The following is a 20,481-nucleotide window of genomic DNA, read 5'->3' as shown; positions in this document are numbered from 1 at the left end:
GCGCGCCATGACCAGCGACGCGGTCATCCTCACCCTCAATCAGGCCAGCCTCGCCACCGCGCGCCAGGTGCAATCGGCGCTGCCCGGGGCCCGCGTGCTGGGCCTCGCCGGGCGGGTGGAGGGGGCCGACACGACCTACACCGACTTCGGCCCCACCCTGCGCGAGCTGTTCGCCGCCAACCGGCCGTTGGTGGTGCTGTGCGCCGCCGGCATCGTCATCCGCGCCCTGGCCCCCATGCTCGGCAACAAGCGGGCCGAGCCGCCGGTGCTGGCCCTGGCCGAGGACGGCAGCGCGGTGGTGCCCCTGCTTGGCGGGCTGGCCGGGGTCAACCATCTGGCGCGCACCATCGGAACGGCGCTGGGCACCGCGCCGGCGATCACCACCAGCGGCGAGATCCGCTTCCGTCTCGCCCTGGAAACCCCGCCCGAGGGCTACGTGCTGCGCAACCCGACCGCCGCCAAGGGCTTCATGTCCGACCTTCTGGCCGGGCGCGGCCTGAAGGTGGTGGGGGCGGCCCCGTGGCTCGACGATGCCCCCGTCACCCGCGATGCGGCCGGCCCGCTGACCCTGACCGTGACCGCCGACGACCTTGAGCCCGGCACCGACCATCTGGTCTACCACCCCAGGGTGGTGGTCGCCGCCGTCACCGATCCCGGTCCCGACCTGCCCCAGCGCCTCGCCGCCGGGCTGGCCGAGGCCGGGCTGGCGGCGCAATCGCTGGCCCTGATCCTGGCCCCCCTCGCCGCCCCCGCCGCCGGCCTCGCCGCCGCCGCCCGGGCCTTCGGCTGTCCGCTGCGCCGCCTGGAGACGGACGACCCCGCCGCCATGCTGGCCCAGGCGGTGGATGGCCCCGTCCGCCACGCCGACGGCCTCGCCCTGGCCCGGGCCGAAACGCCCGATCAGGTGCGCCACCCCGGCCTGCGCCCGGGGCGCCTCGCCGTGGTCGGCCTCGGCCCCGGCGATGCGGCCCACACCACCCCGGCGGTCAAGGAGGAGTTGCGCCAGGCCGAGCACCTGATCGGCTATCAGACCTACCTCGACATGGCCGGCCCCTTCGCCGCCCACCAGCAGGTCCACGGCTCCGACAACCGGGTCGAGCTGGACCGCGCCGCCCACGCCTTCCAACTGGCCGCCGAGGGTCACCGGGTGGTGGTGGTCTCCTCCGGCGATCCCGGCATCTTCGCCATGGCCGCCGCGGTGCTGGAAGCCCTCGAAAACAACCCCGACCCGCGCTGGCTGGCGGTCGATCTGGTGGTCCTGCCCGGCATCACCGCCGCCCAGGCCGCCGCCGCCAAGGCCGGCGCCCCGCTGGGCCACGACTTCGCCACCCTGTCGCTGTCCGACAACCTGAAACCCTTCAGGACCATCCTCGAACGCCTCGAACTGGCGGCCCGGGCCGACCTCGCCCTGGCCCTCTACAACCCCATCTCGAAAGCCCGCCCCTGGCAACTGGGCCAGGCCCTGGACCTGCTGCGCACCATCCGGGCCCCGGAAACCACCGTCATCCTGGGACGCGACATCGGCCGCCCCGCCGAACACCTGACCACCACCACCCTGGGCGAGCTCACACCCGAAATGGTCGACATGCGAACCGTCGTCCTGATCGGCTCGACAACCACCCACACCATCCCCCAGACCCCCCTCACCTACACCCCTCGCTGGTATCCCGGGGACTGAAAGCAAAGGGGCGCCGCCCCTTTGGAACCCCGCTGGGGAGGCCGAGGGGCCTCCCCAGACCCCACCATGACTCAAAACCACCCGGAGGGGGCTTGCCCCCCTCCGGGTGGTTTTAATTCACGGCGGGGGTCCGGGGGGGCCCCTGGTCCCCCCGGCGGGGGTTCCAAGGGGGCAGCGCCCCCTTGGCTCACAGCCCCCGGGATACCAGCCAGGCGGTGGCGGTGTCGGGGGTTGGGGTGGTCGGGGTGTGGGGTGGTCTGGGGGGGCGGTTGCGGATGATGACGGGCAGTTGGCGTTCCCGGGCGGCGGCGAGTTTGGGGGCGCTGGCGGCGCCGCCGCTGTTCTTGCAGATGATGGCCTCGATCTGGTGTTCGGCGAGCAGGGTGTGTTCGGCCTCGAGGCTGAACGGGCCGCGGTCGAGGATCAGGTGGGCCTTGGGGAACGGGGGCATGGGGTCGGGTGGGCTGACGGCGCGGATCAGGAAGTGGATGTCCGGCTGGTTGGCGAAGGGGGCCAGGTCCTGCCGCCCGACGGCGAGCAGCACCCGGCGGCTGCCCAGGCGGTGCAGGGTGGTCACGGCCTGGGGCCAGTCCGCCACCGGGTGCCACAGGTCGCCCGGCTGGGGCATCCAGGCGGGGCGGTCGAGGCGGACCAGGGGGATGGCGGCGGTGGCGCAGGCCTGGGCGGCGTTCCAGCCCATGGTGGCGGCGAAGGGGTGGGTGGCGTCGACCACGGCGTCGACCTGTTCGGCCTTGAGGTAGGCGGCCAGTCCTTGGGGCCCGCCGAAGCCGCCGACCCGCAGCTCGCCGGCCGGCCGGCGGGGATTGGGCGTGCGCCCGGCCAGCGAGGTGATGACCCGGCGGCCGGGTTCTGGGGTCAGACGCTCGGCCAGGGCGTAGGCGTCGGTGGTGCCACCGAGGATGAGGATGGTGCTCATGGTGGTGGGTCCCGGGTGTCCATGACGGCGCGGATCAGGCTGAGCAGGCGATAGGGGGCGTGGGCCAGCTTGCCGAACGGCAGGGCAAAGAAGAAGCCGAGCACGATGCCCAGGTGCAGGGCCAGCAGCAGCCCCATGGCGGCGCTGTCGCGCCACGCCAGCAGGGCCAGCCCGGACAGGGCGACGGCCAGCAGTTGGCCAAGCAGCGACCATTCGGCGCGCACCGCCCGGGAATCGGCCGGTTCGGGATCGGCGCGACGCTTCAGCCACATCAACCCGGCGCTGCCCAGGGTCATCAGGCCGCCGCCCACGGTGCCCAGCAGGACCGGCGGGCTGGTCAGCGGATAGGGTGCCTCCCGGCCCAGGAAGTGGTGCCACGCGGCGGCCCACAGAGTGGCGGCGAGACACAGCAAGAGGCCCCCGAGCAAGCTTTGGTGCAGCCAGCGGCGACGCCGCGAGAAGCGGCCATCGACGTCGTTGCAGCCCACCCCGCCGCCGTTCATGTGCTTGAGCAGGGCGACCGCCTTGAGGGCGCGCGGCAGGGCCTTCAGGGCGCTCAGCGGCGAGCCCCCTCCCGTATCGCGCCAATAGCGGGCCATGCCCACCGCCATCATGACCAGGGCCCCGCCCAGCGAGACAGCGGCCAGACCGGTCAACACGCCCCAGGGGATCACCGCGTAGAAGGCCCCGGGTCCCTGGTGGGACGCGAACAGCACCTCGGCCGGGACCAGAAAGACGGTCAGCACGGGCACCGCCAGGGCCAGCAGCAGGGCCAACCAGCCCGGTCCGGCCACCTCGCCGGGCCAGGCGTAGGCCCGGTAGGTGAGCATGCGCACCCGGGCCAGGGCGCGCGGCAGGTTGACGGCGAACGGGTTGGGCGGCGCGTACTGGCAGGCGTACCAGCAGTTGCGGCAGTTGTGGCACAGGTGGGCGAGGTGCAGAAGGTCGCCGTCGCTCAGCCCGGCGCGCTGCTCGGCGGCCGCGAAGACCGGGCAGAAGCCGTTGCAGTATTTGCATACGTTGCAGATGGCCAGTTGCCGCCGCGCCTCGTCGAGCGGGTTGCCCAGCGGCTCCAGCGGGTCGGCCATGTGGGCGGACGGCGGCTGTGGGATCAGGGGGGGCTCAGACATCGGCCGCCTCCCCCTGGCGCGCCGTCAGCGCCGCCCCCTGCCCGGCCAGCCGTCCGGAGACGGCGGCGATGGTCAGCCCGCTGCCGGCCAGATAGCCGGTGCCGAGCAGGGTCGGCGCCATCACCGTGCCGGCGGCGAACACCGCGGGCCAGACACCGCCCGAGGCCCGGCGCACCCGGCCACTGGTATCGACCGCCACGCCGTGGTGGGTGGCGGTGATGCCGGGGCGGATGGGGAAGGCCGCGAAGGGCGGATTCCCGACCCGACCGCTGGATCGCGCGGCACGGATCAGGCTGGGCCCGTGGACGCCGATCAGCAGGGCCAGGGTGGTCAGATCGGGCGCCGTCAGGGGCGGAAAAACCGAGCACGGCCCCTGGCGCTGGCCGGCCGCCAGTCCGTCGGCGTCGAACACGGCGTGGGCGATCTGGGCCGGCATGTGGGCCACCCGCCAGCCCCAGCGGGAATAGCGGGTGGGGCCGCTGTCCACGGTCTCGTCGGTCACCCGGCGGCCCAGGCGGTCGACCACGATGCCGTGGGCCAGCCCATCGACCCGGGTGATGATGCCGCCATCGAAGCGCGGCGCGCGGCCGTCCACCGCCACCAGATGGCAGGCCCCGGGAGCCCCCACCGGGGCGGCGCCGTGGTCCAGAAGCTGGCGCAGCAGGGCTCCCTCGGCGTGCGGAGTGCCACGCACCACCAGATGGCGGGCCGCCTCGCCCCAGGTCTCGGCCAGCCAGCCACGATTGGCCTGATAGCCGCCGCTGGCCACCACCAGGGCCGGCGGGCTGACCTCCAGGCGCTCCCCGGCGGCGTGTTCCAGGCCCACCGTGGGGCCCTTGGGATCGACCGCGCGCCCGGCCCAGCCGGGACACAGGGCCACCCGGTGGTGTCGAACGGCGGCGACCAGGGCGTTGACCAGAGCCTGGCCGCCGCCGAGGAAAAAGGCGGTCTTGCGGGAATAGGGCAGAAGGCCGTCGCCGGGGCTCTGGAAAGCCACCCCGGCGGCGGCCAGCCAGCCGGGGACCCGCGCCGCCTGGGCGACGAAAAGGGCCCGCCAGAGGGCCTCGCCGGCCACCTCGGGATCGGCGATGCGGGTCAGATCAGCCAGCAGTTCCTGGCCCGGGTAGCGGTCGACGATGCGCCCAGTGGGTGCCGCGTGGGGCAGGCGCAGGTTGCGGCCGTGGCGGGCGTTGCCGCCGATCAGGCGTGCCTCGGCGGGATCGGCCAGGGCCACCCGCACCCCCGCCTGGGCGGCGGCCAGCGCCGCGCACAGACCGGCCATGCCCCCGCCAAGGACAAGCACCTGGCAGGTCTTCAAGGCTTCGGGGCGGGCGCCGGGGGACATCTCGGGGGGCGACGTTTCCAGACAGCGACGGGACAGGCCATGGGTAGCACAGTCCGGGGCTGAAAAGCGAACGGGGCTTGCCCTTGGGCAAGCCCCGCCGTTGGAGGGTCTTTAGGGGGTAACAGTCAGGCCATGCTCATAGCCAGTCGGAATATCGAACACCGGAGCCGGGACGACCGGGCGAACCTGACGAGGGTCGCCGCGCTGGCTTTTGCTTCCGTTCTTCCACGCCCCGACCGAGGCCGGGGCGGTTCCCATGGAAGATCGTCGCTTGGAAAGCCGGCGTGACCTTCGTTGTCCGAGGGTCGGCGCGCCTTTGCCGGATGCCTTTCGGGTCTACGCCAGGGCCATCGCGCCCAGTGCCAGCCAGACGAGGCCGGCAACGACGAGGGGCATGGTCATATCCTGGCGGGCCGATACCGCCACCGCCGCATGCCGGGACCTGCGGGCAGCCTGAAGGCCCTGCCCATGGTTACCGACACGGCCGTCGACGGAAGGGTATCGAGGCATCATTCGGGTCCTCCTTTGACCGGGTGTTCCTCTCACCACAAGGTTCTCAAGTGTCCCTTCCGGACCGCCGAACACCAGGGGGAGCGGTGCCGATGGCGGATCGGGGGACCCTTCGAACCCTTTCCGTGAAGCGCCAATTCAGTCGCTGTTCACTGATCAAGAGATAAGGCACCCGGCTATGTCCGACAAGAGGGTTGAACTATTTGCCCGTCAATTCCCCTAATATCCCCATGGATATCATCCAAACCGCGTAACACCCCCCTGACCGAAAGGATACTCGGGCGGCCGTCCGCCCGAGCCCGGAAATGGCGGAATTCAGCGCCCCAGGACCTTCGGCACGTAGTTGGCGCGCAGGCGGAAGCTGTCCGGCAGACCGGAACCGAGCAGCGGCCTCAGGTACATGCGGAAGGCGTCGGTGACGTCGTTGCCGGCCGGGGCGATGAACTGATCGGGCATGGTGCGCGTCTTGCCGGCCACCGCGTTCAGATCGCTGTACTGGTAGTCGACCGAGTAGAAGCCGGTGCGGTGGATGGTCACCGAGCCGTGGCGGTTTTCCCACATGGCGAACTGCACCGCCTTCTCGCCCACCTCGCGGGCCTCGCGCTGGTCGACGTCGGACACACAGCCGACGAACGAGCGCTGCATGTAGCCCAGGGTATCGGCCCGCACCCGCTTGATGCCCAGCTTCTCGCGCACCGTTTCGGCCAACAGGTCACCCAGGGCGCCGCTGCCGGAAAGCTGCACGTTGCCGTGGGCGTCGGTTTCCACTTCCTTGGCCAAGCGGGTGATGATCGGCGTGCCGGCGCTGTCGTGGATGCCCTCGCTGACCGCCACCACGCAGCGGCCGTGGCGCTCGTAGGTCTCCTTCACCGAGGCCAGGAAGGCGTCGATGTCGAACACCCGCTCGGGCACGTAGATCAGGTGGGGGCCATCGTCGGGAAACTTCTTGCCCAGCGCCGAGGCGGCGGTCAGGAAGCCGGCGTGGCGCCCCATCACCACCCCGATGTAGACCCCGGGCAGGGCCCAGTTGTCCAGGTTGATGCCCATGAAGGCCTGGGCCACGAAGCGCGCCGCGCTGGGAAAGCCGGGGGTGTGGTCGTTGACCATCAGGTCGTTGTCGATGGTCTTGGGAATGTGCACGCAGCGCAGGTCGTAGCGGGCCTTGGCCGCCTCCTCGGAGACGATGCGCACGGTGTCGGAGCTGTCGTTGCCGCCAATGTAGAAGAAGTGCTTCACCTCGTGGGCCTTCAGCACCTTGAAGATTTCCTGGCAGTAGGGCAGGTCCGGCTTGTCGCGGGTCGAGCCCAGCGCCGAGGACGGGGTCTCGGCGACCATCTCCAGGTTGTGGGTGGTCTCCTGGGTCAGGTCGAGCAGGTCCTCGTTGACGATGCCGCGCACCCCGTGAAAGGCCCCGTAGACCCGTTCCACGTTGCGGAACTTGCGCGACTCCAGGACCGCACCGACCATCGACTGGTTGATGACCGCGGTCGGGCCGCCGCCTTGGGCGACCAGTACCTTTCCGGACAGCATGGCTTTCAGACTCTCCTTGGCTGGAAAAGGGGAAAAACAAGCGGCGCGCGGCCGGGCGCACAAGCCGGGCGCACAATGGGCCATCCCGCCCCGGAAGGCAACGCGCCGCCACCCCGGGCGGCGGGCTTTTGGCGCCCCGGCACTTGACCGCGCCCGAACGAGGGGTCACCAATAGGTCCATGGACACGGGGGACACCAGAAGCGGGGAGGCGGAACGGCGTCCATGGAGGCTACCCACAGCCTGTCGGTGATCGAGCTTCTGGCCGGCCTGCCGGCACCCGAACTCAACGCCCTGGAAGCGCGCTGTCACTGGCGCGACTACAAGGCCCGGCAGACCATCTGCGAAAAGGACGACGACAGCGCCGATCTGCTGTTCGTGGTCAAGGGCAAGGTCAGCATCACCAGCTACTCGATCACCGGCAAGGAGATCGCCTTCAACGAGGTGGAGACGGGCGGCTATTTCGGCGAGTTGGCGATGATCGACGGACGGCCCCGCTCGGCCACCGTGTCGGCGGCCAGCGCCTGCCGCATCGCCGCCCTGCCGGCGGCCGAGGTGCGCCAGATGATCGCCCGCCACCCCGATCTGGCCTGGGCCATGCTGGAGAAACTGGCCCGGGTCATCCGCGCCACCAACGAGCGGCTGGTCGATTTCGCCACCCTGTCGGCCCAGCAACGGGTGGTCGCCGAGCTTCTGCGCCTGTCGCGGCCCGACCCGGGGAACCTGAGGATCCTGTCGATCTATCCGCTGCCCACCCAGGCCACCCTGGCCAGCCGCATCGGCGCAACGCGCGAGACGGTGGCCCGCGTGCTGTCCGAGTTGACCCGTGGCGGGCTGATCCATCGCCACGGCCGCATCCTCTACATCGACCGCCCGGACCGCCTGAAGGAGTTGAAGGACCGGCTGGGCCAGCCAACCGACGCCTGATGGCGTCCCCCTCGCTCCACATCCATCCCATTGTGACAAGGTTACAGACCCGGTGACCGGACCGTGGTTTTCTGCTACCCATGGCCGGGCGGCGGTTGGGTGCGTTTTCCGGCACCTTGGCCGACCGCACCGACGCTCCTGCCCCGCTGGCCCGGTGGTACCCCCGGCGCCGGCTTGGCATGCTTCGTTCAAGGGCTTCATCGCCGCCCCCAGCCGTCGGGGCGGCCCGTCAAGAAGGGAGAGCACGCGTTATGGAAATGGAAAAGAACGTCGGAACCATGGACCGCGTCATCCGCGGCATCGTCGGCGTGGTGCTGATCGCCGGCGCGGTCAGCGGGTCGCTCGGCTGGTGGGCCTTCATCGGCATCGTGCCGCTGGCCACCGCCGCCATGTCCTACTGCCCGGCCTACAAGCTGGTCGGCATCAACACCTGCCCCAAGGACGGTGGCGCGGCCTGATCGCCGCCCGCCGCAGCGGCCAAGGGGGCTGCCGCCCCCTTGGCCCGCCGGCCCCGCCCCAGGCGAGGCCGAACCCGGGGGCTGAACCAGCGCCCACCTGATTGCGCGGGCGGGTTCCGGAACCGCTGCCCCCCCCCTTGATACCCACCTTAAATCACCGCCTCAGGCCAACCGACGGACCACCAGCAGGGTGATGTCATCGCCCTGGGGCGCGCCGCCGCGATAGTCGTCGAGCGCCGCCAGCAGATCGGCGATCAGCAGCTCGGCCGGCAGCGCCGCCCGCTCGCCGACCAGGGCGGCCAGCCGGGCCTGACCAAACATGGCGCCATCGGGGCCGCGCGTCTCGCGCAGGCCGTCGGTGCCGATGACCAGCACATCGCCGGGCCCAAGGTGGGTCTTGCGCGGCCTTTGGAAGTGCCAGTCCGGGTCGATGCCAAGCGGAATGTCGTCCCCGTCCAGCCATTCGGCCCGCTTCTCGGCGGCCCGCCACAACAGGGCCGGCTCGTGCCCGGCCGACGACCAGTGGAGCACCCCGTCGGCGGCGTCCAGAACCCCGGCGAACAGGGTGACGAAGCGCCCGCCGCCGCTGTCGGCGGCCAGTTGGCGGTTGACCCGGGCCAGCACCGGGGCCAGTTCCTCGTTGCCGCGCGGCGCCGCCCGCAGGGCCGCCCGCACGGTGGCCATCAGGAGCGCCGCCCCGACCCCGTGCCCGGTCACGTCGCCCACCGCCAGGGCCAGCCGTTCCGGGGCCGCCGGATCGAGCGGCCCGATGCCGGGCAGGTCGCGGACCAGCGCCATGTCGTAGTAGTCGCCGCCGGTGTCGTCGCAGTACATCGAATGGCCGGCGATGTCGTAGCCGGCCAGTGGCGGCGGCTCGGCCGGCAACAGGTTCTGCTGCACCTCGCGGGCCACCAGCAGCGAGGCCCGAAGGTCCACCCGCTCCTTGAGGGCCGGCAGCATGGCATTGAAGGCTTGGCCCAACTGGCCGATCTCGTCGCTGCCGGTGACCCGGGCCCGGGCCTCGAGGTCGCCGGCGCCGATGCGCCGCGCGGTTTCCGCCAGTTGGCGCAACGGCAGGGTGACGGCGCGTGCCGTGCGGATCGACAGGATGACCACGGCCAGCCCGATCAGGCCGATGGTCAGGGCGGTCAGGCGGATCTGGTCGATGGTGGTCTCGCGCACCATGTCGGAAAAGGTCCCGGCCGCCGCCTCGAGCAGGTTGAAGGGCATGATGAACAGCAGCGCCCCGCCCGGTCCGCCGACCCCGCCATAGGCCCAGATGGCATCGCCCTGGGGTCCCGACAAACGCACCGCGCCGCTGTTGCCGGCGGCGATGTCGGCCAGCACGCGGGCGAACGCCGGCCCCTCTTCCGCCGCGCCGCCCGGCCCCAGCCAGGCTCCGGGCGGCGCCGTCCGCCAGCTCGACCCGCCGTCTCCGTGACGTTCGGCGAGCAGACGCAGGCGCGCCCGGTCGGGCGGCGCGACGCCGGGGACGGCTTCACCGGGGGCGACCACATGGGCCAGCACGGTGCGGGTGGCCGGGGGCAGGCCGCTGCGATCATGCAACTCGTCGAGCCGGGGCAGGATGTCCACCGCCAGGGTGGTGATGCCGGCCGGCGCGCCGCCCGGGCCGCGCACCGAGCCGGCCACCGCGAACAGCAGGCGGCCGCTCTTGGGATCGGGATAGGGCTGGGCCCACACCGGGCTGCCCGGGGCCAGCGCCGGGTCCAGCGTGGCGGCGAACACCGAGCGCTGGCGGGGATCGCTGTCGGCCGGCCAGTCAGGTTCGGGAAAGCCGGCCCGGCGGCCGTCGACGAGGATCACCGCCTGACGATGGATGGCCCCGCCGGCGGCCCGGCGCAAGTCGGCCAGGGGGGGCGCCAGATCGGCCAGGGGGGGCGCGCCGGGCGCCGCCAGATGGCGTTCCACCTCGCGCGCCTGGGCGGTCAGCGCCACCTCCAGCAGGCGCCGCTGCTCGTCGACCAGCCGCGAGGCGAAATCGGCCGTGCGGGCCAGACTGTCGCGCGAACGCTCCAGAAAGATGGCGTGGATGCGCTGCTCCAACTCGTCGACCAGCAGGCGCGCCGAGTTGAGATGGCTGATCAGCGCCACCGTCAGCGGCAGCAGCGCGGTTGCCGCCAGCAGGATGAGAAGCCTGCGCTGGATCGACATGCCATTCCTTTCGCCAGGGACCACGGGTCGCCAGGGACCACGGGGGCCACCGGGAGTGCCCCGAACGGGTCATCCTGTCGGCCCCGTTTCGACACCCGGCGGGTCAATAAGGGGGTCGCGTCGGGCTTGGATTCGGGGTTACAACGGGTTCCCTTCCGGCTCGCGCCGACCGACCGGCCAGCCATCTCCATGGACGACACCACTTCGATGGACCAGGAATTCCACCGTATCAAGCGCCTGCCACCCTACGTCTTCGCCGAGGTCAACGCCATGAAGGCCAAGGCGCGGGCCGCCGGCGAGGATATCATCGACCTGGGCATGGGCAACCCCGACCAGCCGCCGCCGCCGCACATCATCGCCAAGCTGGCCGAGGCGGCGGCCAATCCCAAGGCCCACCGTTACAGTATGTCGCGCGGCATTCCCGGCCTGCGCAAGGCCCAGGCGGCCTATTACAAGCGCCGCTTCGGGGTCGATCTGGACCCGGAGAGCGAGATCGTCGTCACCCTGGGCAGCAAGGAAGGGCTGGCCAACCTGGCCAGCGCCATCACCAGCCCGGGCGATCTGGTGCTGGCCCCCAACCCCAGCTACCCCATCCACGCCTTCGGCTTCATCATCGTCGGCGGCTCGGTGCGCCACATCCCGGCCAAGCCGGACGACGCCTTCCTGGACGCCCTGGAGCGGGCCGTCCGCCACTCGGTGCCCAAGCCGGTGGCGCTGGTCCTGAACTTCCCCTCCAACCCGACGGCCCACGTCGCCGACCGGGCCTTCTACAAGGAGGTGGTCGCCTTCTGCCGCCACCACGGGCTGTACATCCTGTCCGACCTCGCCTACGCCGAAATCTATTTCGAGGGCGAACCGCCGCCCTCGCTGCTCGAGGTGGAAGGGGCGCGCGAGGTGGCGGTGGAGTTCACCTCGCTGTCCAAGACCTACAACATGCCCGGCTGGCGGGTCGGCTTCGCCTGCGGCAACAAAAAGCTGATCGCCGCCCTGGCGCGGGTGAAGTCGTACCTCGACTACGGCGCCTTCACCCCGGTCCAGGTGGCCGCCACCGCCGCCCTCAACGGCCCTCAGGCGTGTGTCGACGAGGTGCGCGCCCTCTACCGCGAGCGCCGCGACACCCTGATCGACGGCATGGCCCAGGCCGGCTGGGAGATTCCCCGCCCGCCGGCCACCATGTTCTGCTGGGCCCCCATCCCGCCCGAACTGGCCCACCTGGGCTCGATCGGGTTTTCCAAGCTGCTGCTGTCGGAAGCCAAGGTGGCGGTCGCCCCGGGCCTGGGCTTCGGCGAGCACGGCGACAGCCATGTGCGCATCGGGCTGGTCGAGAACAAGCACCGCATCCGCCAGGCCATCCGCAACGTCAAGCAGTTCCTGGCCGACCCGGGCCCCGCCCTGGCCCGCCTGGACGCCGACAAAGAAGCCAAACGAGCCCCCTGATGTCCCATTCCGCCGACTCCGCCCCCGCCCCCTTCCGTGTCGCCGTCGCCGGCCTGGGCACGGTTGGCGCCGCCACCGTCCAACTGCTGGCCGACAACGCCGGGCTGATCGCCGCCCGGGCCGGCCGCCCGGTCGAGGTGGTCGCCGTCTCGGCGCGCGACCACAACCGGCCGCGCCCGTGCGACCTGACCGGCATCGCCTGGTTCGGCGACGCCACCGAAATGGCCGCCCGCGCCGAGTGCGACGCCGTGGTCGAGCTGATAGGTGGCAGCGAGGGGGTGGCCCGGGCGGTCACCGAGGCGGCGATCAAGGCCGGCCGGCCGGTGGTCAGCGCCAACAAGGCGCTGTTCGCCCACCACGGTTGGACCCTGGCCCAGGCGGCCGAGGCGGCCGGCGTGCCATTGGCCTTCGAGGCGGCGGTGGCCGGCGGCATCCCGATCCTGAAAGCCCTGCGCGAGGGGCTGGCCGCCAACGCCCTGGACAGCGTCTACGGGCTGCTCAACGGCACCTGCAACTACATCCTGTCGACCATGCGCGACAGCGGCCGCGACTTCGCCGACGTGCTGGCCGAGGCGCAGAGCCTGGGTTACGCCGAGGCCGACCCCAGCTTCGACGTGGATGGCGTCGACGCGGCCCACAAGCTGGCCATCCTGACCAGCCTCGCCTTCGGCACCCAGGTCAACCTGGATGCCGTGCACGTGGAGGGCATCCGCGAGATCACGGCGCTCGACATCGCCTTCGCCGAGGAGCTGGGCTACCGCATCAAGCTGCTCGGCCTGGCCAGCGCCACCGAGGCCGGCATCGAACAGCGCGTCCATCCGACCATGATCCCGGCCGACGCCCCGCTGGCCGGTGTCGACGGCGTCTTCAACGCGGTGGTCGCCGAGGGCGACGCGGTCGGCCGGGTGGTCCTGGAAGGCCCCGGGGCGGGCGCCGGGCCGACCGCCTCGGCGGTGGTCGCCGACCTGATCGATCTGGCCGCCGGGCGCACCGCGCCGCCCTTCGGCCTGCCGGCGGCCCACCTCAGGCCGCTCGACGCGCTGCCGGTGGAGCGCCGCCGGGGCAGCTACTACGTGCGCCTGACCGTGCTCGACCGGCCCGGCGTGTTCGCCGACATCGCCGCCATCCTCTACGAGGAAGAGGTGTCGATGGAATCCATCCTGCAACGCGGCCGCAACCCGGGCGACGCGGTGCCAGTGGTGATGACCCTGCACGACACCATCGAGGCCGCCGCGCGGCGCGCCGTCGACCGCATCGCCCAGATCGAGGCGGTGGTCGAGACGCCGGTGGTGATCCGCATCGAACACCTGTAAGGCCCGCCGTCATGAGCCCGACCGACCCTCACGAGATGCCCGCCGAGTTGCCCGGCCCGGTCGACCGCAATCTGGCGCTCGACATGGTGCGGGTCACCGAAGCCGCCGCCCTGGCCGCCTCGCGCCACGTCGGCCGGGGCGACGAGGAAGCCGCCGACCGGGCCGCCGCCCGGGCCATGATCAACGCCATCAACGCCGTCGAGATGAACGGCCGGGTGGTCGTCGGCGACGGCGAGGAGGGCGCCGTGCCCTGGCTGTTCGCCGGCCAGGAGGTGGGCCGTGGCCAGGGGCAGGCGGTCGATCTGGCGCTCGATCCGCTGGAAGGCGCCACCGCCTGTGCCCGCGGCGACGTCAACGTGATCGCCATCGTCGCGGTCACCGAGCGGGGCGGCTTCCTGGCCGTGCCCGACCACCTCTACATGGACAAGATCGCCGCCGGCCCGGACCTGCCCCCCGGCACCCTGGACCTGGACGCCCCGCCCGAGGAAAACCTGGCCCGGCTGGCCGAGGCGCGCGGCGCCCAGGTCGGCGATCTGGTGGTCTGCATCCTCGATCGGCCGCGCCACGGCGAGCTGATCGGCCGGGTGCGGGCAGCCGGGGCGCGCATCCGCCTGATCAACGATGGCGACGTCTCCGGCGCCCTGACCACCGCCCTGCCGGAAACCGGGGTCGACCTCTACATGGGCGTCGGGGGTGCCCCGGAAGGGGTGCTGGCGGCGGCCGGCCTGCGCTGCCTGGGCGGCGAGATGCAGGCCCGGCTGGTCGCCCCCCCGGGCGGCGGGGGGCGCCTGCCGCCGCTGCCCGGGCTCAAGGACCCGACCGCCAAGCTGTCGATCCAGGATCTGGCCAGCGGCGACGTGATGTGCGCCCTGACCGGCATCACCGGCGGCCCGGCCCTGCCCGGGGTGCGCCGCTGGCCGGGCGGTGCCACCACCCACTCGCTGATGATGCGGGCCCGCTCGCGCACCTTGCGCACCATGGTCACCCGGCACGATTTCTCGGTGAAAGCGAGGCCCGATTGACCCTCCCCCAGGCCAACCACAGCTTTCTCGGCGTGGAGCGCTCAATCGGCGGGCGCCGCTGGGTGCTGCGCCCGGCCGACGATGGGCTGGGCGTCGCCCTGGCCCAGGCCCACGCCCTGCCCGAGGTGGTCGGCCGGCTGATGGCGGCGCGCGGCGTCGCCCTGGAGGCGGCCGAGGACTTCCTGTCGCCGACCCTGCGCCGCCTGCTGCCCGACCCCGAGGCGCTGGCCGACATGAACGCCGCCGCCCAACGTCTGGCCGAGGCGGTGAGCGGCGGCGAGACCATCGCCATCTTCGGCGACTACGACGTTGACGGCGCCACCTCGGCCGCCCTGCTGCACCGCTTCTTCCGCCAGTTGGGAGCCACGGTGCTGGTCCACATCCCGGACCGCCGGGCCGAGGGCTACGGCCCCAACCTGGCCGCCTTCCAGGAGCTTCAGGCCAAGGGCGCCTCGCTGGTGGTGACCGTCGATTGCGGCATCACCGCCTTCGAGCCGCTGGCCGGCGCCGCCCGGGCCGGGCTCGACGTGGTGGTGTGCGACCACCATCAGGCCGAAACCCGGCTGCCCGAGGCGCGCGCCGTGGTCAACCCCAAGCGCCCCGACGACACCAGCGGCCTGGAGCATCTGGCCGCCGTGGGGGTGGCCTTCCTGCTCGCCGTGGCGGTCAACCGCGCCCTGCGCGACGCCGGCCACTACGCCAACGGCCGCGCCGAGCCGGACCTCAAGGCGCTGCTCGATCTGGTCGCCCTGGGCACGGTGTGCGACATGGTGCCGCTGGTCGGCCTCAACCGCGCCCTGGTCACCCAGGGCCTGAAGGTGATGGCCCGGCGCGACAACGTGGGGCTGGCCGCCCTGGCCGATGTCTGCCGGCTGGACCGCCCGCCCGAAGCCTTCCATCTGGGCTACGTCATGGGACCCCGGGTCAACGCCGGGGGCCGGGTCGGCCAGGCCGACCTGGGGGCCCGCCTTTTGGCCAGCGAGGACCCGGCCGAGGCCCGCGCCATCGCCGAACAACTGAACGAGCTCAACGGCCTGCGCCAGGAGGTCGAGGCCGCCGTGCTGAAGGCCGCCATCGAACAGGTGGAAAGCCGCCCGCACGGCGACAGCCCGCTGCTCTTCGCCCTGGGCCGCGACTGGCACCCGGGGGTGGTCGGCATCGTCGCCGGGCGGCTGCGCGAGCGCTACGACCTGCCGGCCATCGTCGCCACCGACGAGGGCGGCATGGTCAAGGGCTCGGGGCGCGGCGTGCCGGGGCTCGACCTGGGCGGCGCCGTCATCGCCGCCCGCGAGGCCGGCCTGCTGGTCAACGGCGGCGGCCACGCCATGGCCGCCGGCTTCACCGTCGAGGCTGACCGGCTGGCCGCCTTCCAGGCCTTCCTCGACGCCCGGCTGGCCGAGCAACTGGCGGCCTGCGATCTGGTCCCGACCCTGGAGCTGGACGGCGCGGTGGATGCCGCCGGCGCCTCGTGGACGCTGATCGAGACGCTGGCCCGGGTCGGCCCCTTCGGCATCGGCAATCCGGAGCCCCGCTTCGTGCTCCCCGATTGCCGCATCGCAAGGGTCGACGTGGTCGGCCAGGGCCACGTGCGCTGCTTCATCGAAGGGCCGCGCGGCGGGCGGCTGAAGGCGATCGCCTTCAAGGCCGCCGATTCGGATGTCGGCGTGCGCCTGCTGGCCAGCGCCCAGGCCAGCCTGCATCTGGCCGGCACCCTGCGCCCGGACACCTACAACGGCCGCCAGGACGTGCAACTGGTGATCGACGACGCCGCCGAGGCCGGGTAATACCAGCCGGCGATGAGCAGGACTCATCGCGGCTTGGTCAAGCCCTTGGGGGTCCGGGCGCCTTTGAGTTGGGGGCTTTGCCCCCAAACCCCCACCGGGGAAGCAGGGCTTCCCCGGACCCCGCCTTTCATTGGCGCCCCCCCCAAGCCCGAGCGTTCCGTTCGCTCGGCGATCAATGAATGAATGGAGGGGGTCCGGGGGAGCCCCTGGCTCCCCCGGTGGGGTCTTAAAGGGGCAAAGCCCCTTCATTCATACCAACCGGCGGTGAGTTTCTCTCATCGCCGTCTGGTATCAGGCGGGCAGCGGTTCACAGGGTGCGCTGCATCATCACCACGTCGAGCCAGCGCTCGAACTTGTAGCCGACATGGTTCAGGGTGCCGGTGGGGGTGAACCCCAGTTGCTGGTGCAGCCGGATCGAGCCGACGTTGCCGCTGTCGCCGATGGCGGCGATCATCTGGCGCAGGCCAAGCCCCTGGGCCCGCTCGATCACTTGGCCGAGCAGGGCGCGGCCCAGCCCCCGGCGCTGGAAGCCGGGATCGAGGTAGATGCTGTCCTCGACCGTGAAACGGTAGGCGCTGCGCGTGCGATAGGGCCCGGCATAGGCGAACCCGACCACCCGCCCCTCGACCTCGGCAACCAGACGCGGCAGGCCGGCCTCGGCCAGCGCCGCCATGCGCCGGGCCATCTCGGCCTCGGGCGGCGGAACCTCCTCGAAGGTGGCGGTGCCGGTCCGCACGTGGTGGGCATAAAGGGCGGTGATCGCCGGCACATCGGCCGACACAAGCTCGCGCACGGGCATTGGGGGTCCTCTGGATGAGCGCCTAGAGCCGAGAGCGAAAAATCGGAACCACTTGGTGGTTCCGATTTTTCGCTCAGATCGGCTCTACACCTGAAATCGAGAGCAGATCGTGCGAAATCTGAAGCGCTCCGCGATTCACATTTCGCACGATCTGCTCTAGGGAACGGCGCCCGTCTTACGGAACCCGCCGGCCCCCGGCAAGCCCATCCACAATGCTGGGAGGGGCGCGATTTCGGGTGTTGATTTGCCGCCCGGTTCCGGGTAGACACGGGCCTCCGGCCAGCCCGCCGCGCCTTGTGCTCCCGGCGGCCCCGACGTGACCCCTTCGTCTAGTGGCCTAGGACATCACCCTTTCACGGTGAAGACACGGGTTCGAGTCCCGTAGGGGTCACCAGTGCCGTTCACGACCCAGCCGCCCCCCAAGGGCGGCTTTTTCGTGCCCGGGGTTTGCTGGCGCCGCCCCGCCCTTCAGGCCGCCGGCGGGCCGGCCCGGTGCAGGCCGAGCACCGCCCGGTTGGCGCCCGCGTCGGTGCGCTCGAAGCTGAGCAGGGCGCCCGTGGCGATGGCGATGCGCTGTACGATCGACAGATGAAACAGCGCCGACTGGTTCTCGGCGCGATAGGGATCGACACCGATGGCATGTCCGGACAGCAGTTGCAGGCGCAGCGGGTCGGGCAGCGGCGGGCCGGCATCCTCGACGCACAGCAGTACCATGTCGCTGGCCCCGCTTCGAGCCTGCGCCGTCAGCACCACCGGCTGGCCGGCCGGGGCATTGGCCAGCGCGAAGCGGGCCAGCGCCGACAGCCCGTGCTTGACCAGGAAGGGATCGGCCATCACCCGCAGATCGTCGGCCACCCGATCCACCGAGATCAGATCGTCGCGGCTTGGACAGGTGGCCAACAGCACGGCCGCGACCTCGACCAGCACATCCTGCACCGGCACCACGCGCGGCTGCGGCTGCAACACCACCGGGGCGGTGCCGAGCAAGGCCAGGCTCTGTTCCAGCACCCGGGTCAGCTCGACCCCGGCGTTGCGGATGCTGCTGGAATAGTCCGCCGCCACCTCGTCCGCGCCGTCGGGCGCCAGCCGCTGGGCCAGAAGCTCGCTGAAGCCGAGGATGGCGTTGAGCGGCGTGCGCACCTCGTGCGACAGGGTGGCCAGGAAGCTGCCGTCCAGGCTCGAGCGCCCCTGCCCCTCGTCGCCGACCGGCGCGGCGGCGGCCAGATCGGACAGGGTCGCCTCCAGCCGCTCCTGCGTGTTGAGCGGAATATCGATGCAGAAGAGGCGCGGCGTGTCCGTCGCGTCGCGCAGCGACAGGTGGTTGGAGTGCACCAGGACGGTGCCGCCGTTCTTGTGTCGCAACCCGATCCGACCGCCGGTCGGCGGCGGACCACCGGCCAGCCACAGGTCGATCTCGCCGCTCACCGCCTCGACCATGGCCTCAGGGATGATCAAGTCCTCCAGGCGCCGCCCCAGCGCCTCGTCGCGGCTGTAGCCATAAAGAAGGCGGCTCGCCTCGTTCCAGTAGAACACCCGGCGCTCGGAGTCGTAGCCCTGGATGGCCACATCCTCCAGGGTCGCGAGGGGGATGGGAAGCTCTTCCATGTCAGCCCTCAAGGCTCAAGGCAGGGTGGGAGCGTCGTACCGTCTCCCGCAAGGTCGCTCACAAGGTCGCTCACAAGGTCGCTCACAAGGTCGCCCCGGCGGGCCGCCCGAGGAGACCGCCCCCAGCCCATGCCGAATTGGCGCCATCATTATGAGATGGGGGCGGCCAGGGGAAAAGCCAGCCAATTGGGTGTTTCACAAAGCACGCGACATGCCCAAGACGTCCGGCCCGGCAGCCAGGCCGCTACGACACCTCTCCCCCCGGCGGAGATGCTTCGAAGAACTGTTGCAGGTGGCGTTCCTTCAGATGGGTGGCGATCTTCAGGTCCTCGGCAACGGTGTGCTCGACAAACCAGTAGAACAGGAAGCTCACCACCTCCGGTCCGGCGACGAGGCCGCCGTCCATGTCATCGATACTGCGGCGCAGGCGACGCAACAGGGCCTGATGCAGCTCATGATGACGCTCGAAATCCGGATACTCGGATTCGAGCATGATGTTCTCTTCACTGGTGAAGTGAAAATCGGCGTACTTGTAGGTTTCATCCAGCACCCGGCGGGCCGCCTCGGCCTCGCCGGTGACCTCGATCAGGGATTGCAGCTTGTGGATCAGGCTGAAGAAGATCTTGTGCTCGAAGTCGATGGCGTCGTGGCCGACCTCGAACCATTTCTTCCACTGCATCCGGTCCATGACGCCCCTCCAGCCGGACGACGGGAGCAAACCGCGGCTCCCCCGACGATGCCAGCGAATCACACGCCAGCGTTGCCCTGCAGCAGGTTAGCACCCCGGCACGGGCGAGACCATCCCCGAGGCTCCCGGCCCCGCGCCGCCCTTGGCCTTGGCGCACCCACCGTCCATTGACCGGGGGACATCCGGGCATATTCTGCCAACGTCACCCCCCTTCCCCGATCAAGCAACGAGGCATGCCAATGGATGAAACGCTGCTCCACTTCGACGCCGGGCTCGCGGTCGCCCAGGAGATGGTGGTCACCTACGGCCTATCGGTGATCGGCGCGATCCTCATTCTGATCGTCGGCTGGGCCCTCTCTCGCTGGCTCTCCCGGGCCACGGAAAAGGCGCTGTCGCGCTTCAAGAAGCTCGACGACACCCTGAAGCCCTTCTTCGCCAGCCTGGTCCGCTATCTGGTTCTGGCCATCACGGTGGTCGCCGTTTTCGACGAATTCGGGGTCAAGACCACCAGCTTCGTCGCCGTCCTCGGCGCCGCCGGCCTGGCCATCGGCCTTGCCCTTCAGGGCACCTTGTCCAACGTCGCCGCCGGCGTGATGCTGCTGCTGTTCAGGCCCTACAAGGTGGGTGACTACATCCAGGCGGGCTCTCTGTCCGGCACCGTCAAGTCGCTGTCGCTGTTCCTGACCGAGCTGGCGACGCCCGACAATGTGCAGATCACGGTGCCCAACGGCGAGCTGTGGAACAAGGCGATCACCAACTACTCGACCAACCCGACGCGGCGGTTGGGCATCCCGGTGGGCATCTCCTACAGCGACGACATCGGCCAGGCGCTGGAGGTGCTGCTGCGGGTGGCCCAGGCCGACAGCCGCGTCCTCGGCGACCCGGCGCCGCAGACCATGGTCACCGATTTGGGCGACAGTTCGGTCAACATCCAGGCCCGGGTGTGGGTCAAGGCGACCGACTACTGGGCCCTGAAGTGGGCCATGACCCGGGCGGTGAAGGAATCGCTGGACGATGCCGGCATCACCATTCCCTTCCCCCAGCGCGAGGTGCATCTGGTACCTCAGAAGCCCGACTCGGCCTGAGAGCCGGCGGGCGTCGATGTGGTTTCCCTGGCCCGGCCCAGGCGAGGGCCGGGGTGGACGTCA

At 71.2% G+C, this 20,481-nt stretch carries 16 protein-coding genes and 1 tRNA gene; 9 read left to right on the top strand and 8 right to left on the bottom strand.

What is annotated here, in order from left to right:
* Positions 1 to 7 precede the first annotated feature (7 nt).
* Complete coding sequence (gene cobJ, locus BLR95_RS09005; RefSeq protein WP_092618659.1) at positions 8 to 1,678, top strand: precorrin-3B C(17)-methyltransferase; 1,671 nt, start codon at positions 8 to 10, stop codon at positions 1,676 to 1,678.
* A gap of 187 nt (positions 1,679 to 1,865) precedes the next feature.
* On the opposite strand, the gene BLR95_RS09000 is transcribed toward cobJ, so the two are convergent.
* The 4 genes from BLR95_RS09000 to BLR95_RS08985 form a co-directional block, all read right to left on the bottom strand.
* Entirely contained in the window at positions 1,866 to 2,615 is a 750-nt protein-coding gene (locus BLR95_RS09000; RefSeq protein WP_092618656.1) for a cobalt-precorrin-6A reductase, read from the bottom strand.
* Entirely contained in the window at positions 2,612 to 3,745 is a 1,134-nt protein-coding gene (tcuB, locus tag BLR95_RS08995; protein WP_245689396.1) for a tricarballylate utilization 4Fe-4S protein TcuB, read from the bottom strand. Before tcuB ends, BLR95_RS09000 begins: the two co-directional genes overlap by 4 nt.
* Positions 3,738 to 5,090 (bottom strand): FAD-dependent tricarballylate dehydrogenase TcuA, encoded by a 1,353-nt coding sequence (gene tcuA / locus BLR95_RS08990; RefSeq protein ID WP_092618653.1) that lies wholly within the window; start codon positions 5,088 to 5,090, stop codon positions 3,738 to 3,740. The genes tcuB and tcuA overlap by 8 nt, the downstream gene beginning before the upstream one ends.
* Positions 5,091 to 5,915: 825 nt before the next feature.
* Positions 5,916 to 7,130, bottom strand: a complete 1,215-nt coding sequence (locus tag BLR95_RS08985; protein ID WP_092618650.1) for a 6-phosphofructokinase — start codon at positions 7,128 to 7,130, stop codon at positions 5,916 to 5,918.
* A gap of 223 nt (positions 7,131 to 7,353) precedes the next feature.
* Between BLR95_RS08985 and BLR95_RS08980 the strand changes: the two genes are divergently transcribed.
* Both BLR95_RS08980 and BLR95_RS08975 read left to right on the top strand, forming a co-directional pair.
* On the top strand, positions 7,354 to 8,055 hold the full coding sequence (locus tag BLR95_RS08980) for a Crp/Fnr family transcriptional regulator (protein WP_092618647.1): 702 nt from the start codon (positions 7,354 to 7,356) through the stop codon (positions 8,053 to 8,055).
* Positions 8,056 to 8,306: 251 nt separating this feature from the next.
* Positions 8,307 to 8,513 (top strand): YgaP family membrane protein, encoded by a 207-nt coding sequence (locus tag BLR95_RS08975; RefSeq protein ID WP_342719814.1) that lies wholly within the window; start codon positions 8,307 to 8,309, stop codon positions 8,511 to 8,513.
* A 162-nt stretch (positions 8,514 to 8,675) separates the two neighbouring features.
* Here the strand turns inward: BLR95_RS08975 and BLR95_RS16235 are convergent, their stop codons facing one another.
* Positions 8,676 to 10,685, bottom strand: a complete 2,010-nt coding sequence (locus BLR95_RS16235; protein ID WP_092618644.1) for a SpoIIE family protein phosphatase — start codon at positions 10,683 to 10,685, stop codon at positions 8,676 to 8,678.
* Between the two features lie 207 nt (positions 10,686 to 10,892).
* Between BLR95_RS16235 and BLR95_RS08965 the strand changes: the two genes are divergently transcribed.
* The 4 genes from BLR95_RS08965 to recJ are packed head-to-tail and all read left to right on the top strand — an operon-like array spanning position 10,893 to position 16,241.
* Positions 10,893 to 12,122: an LL-diaminopimelate aminotransferase gene (locus BLR95_RS08965; protein WP_092618640.1), complete on the top strand. Its 1,230-nt coding sequence runs from the start codon at positions 10,893 to 10,895 to the stop codon at positions 12,120 to 12,122.
* Complete coding sequence (locus BLR95_RS08960; RefSeq protein WP_092618637.1) at positions 12,122 to 13,435, top strand: homoserine dehydrogenase; 1,314 nt, start codon at positions 12,122 to 12,124, stop codon at positions 13,433 to 13,435. Before BLR95_RS08965 ends, BLR95_RS08960 begins: the two co-directional genes overlap by 1 nt.
* Before the next feature lie 11 nt (positions 13,436 to 13,446).
* On the top strand, positions 13,447 to 14,457 hold the full coding sequence (locus BLR95_RS08955) for a class II fructose-bisphosphatase family protein (RefSeq protein WP_092618634.1): 1,011 nt from the start codon (positions 13,447 to 13,449) through the stop codon (positions 14,455 to 14,457).
* Positions 14,454 to 16,241 carry a single-stranded-DNA-specific exonuclease RecJ gene (gene recJ / locus BLR95_RS08950; protein ID WP_092618631.1) on the top strand — a complete coding sequence of 596 codons (1,788 nt, stop codon included), beginning with the start codon at positions 14,454 to 14,456 and terminating at the stop codon, positions 16,239 to 16,241. Before BLR95_RS08955 ends, recJ begins: the two co-directional genes overlap by 4 nt.
* A 307-nt stretch (positions 16,242 to 16,548) precedes the next feature.
* Here recJ and BLR95_RS08945 read toward each other — a convergent pair whose 3' ends face one another.
* Positions 16,549 to 17,040 carry a GNAT family N-acetyltransferase gene (locus tag BLR95_RS08945; RefSeq protein ID WP_092618628.1) on the bottom strand — a complete coding sequence of 164 codons (492 nt, stop codon included), beginning with the start codon at positions 17,038 to 17,040 and terminating at the stop codon, positions 16,549 to 16,551.
* Positions 17,041 to 17,358: 318 nt separating this feature from the next.
* Between BLR95_RS08945 and BLR95_RS08940 the strand changes: the two genes are divergently transcribed.
* Positions 17,359 to 17,434 (top strand) — tRNA-Glu (locus tag BLR95_RS08940).
* Between the two features lie 74 nt (positions 17,435 to 17,508).
* On the opposite strand, the gene BLR95_RS08935 is transcribed toward BLR95_RS08940, so the two are convergent.
* On the bottom strand, positions 17,509 to 18,645 hold the full coding sequence (locus BLR95_RS08935) for a histidine kinase dimerization/phospho-acceptor domain-containing protein (RefSeq protein ID WP_092618625.1): 1,137 nt from the start codon (positions 18,643 to 18,645) through the stop codon (positions 17,509 to 17,511).
* A 244-nt stretch (positions 18,646 to 18,889) separates the two neighbouring features.
* Complete coding sequence (locus BLR95_RS08930) at positions 18,890 to 19,333, bottom strand: bacteriohemerythrin (protein WP_092618622.1); 444 nt, start codon at positions 19,331 to 19,333, stop codon at positions 18,890 to 18,892.
* A gap of 239 nt (positions 19,334 to 19,572) precedes the next feature.
* Between BLR95_RS08930 and BLR95_RS08925 the strand changes: the two genes are divergently transcribed.
* The gene (locus tag BLR95_RS08925) at positions 19,573 to 20,418 is read left to right on the top strand and encodes a mechanosensitive ion channel family protein (protein WP_218119522.1); all 846 of its coding nucleotides are present in this window, start codon (positions 19,573 to 19,575) and stop codon (positions 20,416 to 20,418) included.
* The last annotated feature ends 63 nt before the right edge of the window (positions 20,419 to 20,481 follow it).

It is taken from the genome of Roseospirillum parvum (genome assembly GCF_900100455.1).
GTDB lineage: Bacteria > Pseudomonadota > Alphaproteobacteria > Rhodospirillales > Rhodospirillaceae > Roseospirillum > Roseospirillum parvum.
The sequence above is the reverse complement of the archived record's forward strand: the minus strand, read 5'-3'. Positions and strand labels throughout refer to the sequence as shown.